This is a genomic window from Actinoplanes sp. NPDC048791, assembly GCF_040650095.1.
Taxonomy (GTDB): domain Bacteria; phylum Actinomycetota; class Actinomycetes; order Mycobacteriales; family Micromonosporaceae; genus Actinoplanes.
On sequence record NZ_JBEZGQ010001598.1, the window covers coordinates 1 to 1,321 of the forward strand.

1 protein-coding gene is annotated in these 1,321 nt (G+C 76.2%); it reads right to left on the reverse strand.

Translation table 11 applies throughout. The features are described 5' to 3' along the window. Window positions 1-1,321 (reverse strand): helicase-related protein (locus AB0C29_RS48830; RefSeq protein WP_360835255.1); only part of this gene is annotated, 1,321 nt, incomplete at both ends.

The window sequence follows — 1,321 nt, forward strand, 5'->3', positions numbered from 1 at the left end:
GCTGTCGGCCGCGACGTCGTTGCCGGCGGCGGTGGTTGGTGCGGGGATTGCTGAGGTCAGGCGGCGGACTTCGGTGCGCCAGGCGGGGTCTCGGTCGGTGCGGGCTCGGCGCCAGGCTGCGGCCAGGTCGTCGGCTGTGCGGTCGGCGTCCAGGAGGGCGACCACTTCGGCCGCTCGCTGGGGGCCGATTGTCGTGGCGCCGTCCAGGAGGGCTCGGGCCAGGCGGGGATGCAGGCCCGCGTCCGCCAAGGCTCGGCCTCGGGGGGTGATCCGGCCGTCGGCGTCGGTGGCGCCCAGGGCTCGCAGGGTGGCCGTGGCCACCTGCATCGCGCCGGCCGGTGGGGGGTCCGGGAGGCTCAGGCCGGTGCCGTCGGGGTGGCCCCATTCCGCCAGGTTGAGGGCGAATCCCGTCAGGTCGGCGGCGGCGATCTCCTGTTCCGGCTGGGCCGGCAGGCGGTCGTGCTGGGCCTGGGACCAGCAGCGGTAGACCCGGCCGGGCGCTTCACGGCCGGCCCGGCCGGCCCGCTGGGTCGCCGACGCGCGCGACACCGGCACTGTGACCAGGGCGCCCAGGCCGCGGCTGTGGTCCATCCGGGGGACGCGGCTCAGGCCCGCGTCGACCACCGCGCGTACGCCGGGAACCGTCAGGCTGCTCTCCGCGACCGCGGTGGCCAGCACGACCCGGCGTACGGGGCTGGGGCGCAGCGCGGCGTCCTGAGTGGAGCCGGACTGGCGGCCGTGCAGGGGGACGATGTCGGCGTTGATGCCGCGGAGTCTGGACGCGACCGTCTCGATCTCGCGGGCGCCCGGCAGGAACGCCAGGACGTCGCCGTCTCCTTCGGTCAGGGCCCGGCGGATCGTCGTGGCCACGTGGTCGAGGAGTTTCGGGTCCACGCGCAGGCCGTGCGGCGGGGTGATCGGTTGCGGCGGCGGCGACCAGTGCACCTCGACGGGGTACAAGGCGGCCTCGGCCTCGACGACGGGTGCGTCGCCCAGCACCTCGGCCAGGCGTTGCGACTCGGCGGTCGCCGACGTGGCCAGGACGTGCAGGTCGGGGCGCAGGGCCGCGCGGACCTCGATGAGGAAGGCCAGCGCCAGGTCGGAGTCCAGGTGGCGTTCGTGGCACTCGTCGAGGATCACCACCGCCGTGCCCGCCAGTTCCGGGTCGCGGTGCAGGCGGCGTACCAGGACACCGGTTGTCACCACCTCGACCCGGGTCCGGGCCGAGACGCGCCGGTCACCGCGCACCGTGTAACCCACCCGCTCGCCCACCTGCTCGCCGAGCAGGGCCGCCATCCGGCGGGCCGCGGCGCGGGCCGCG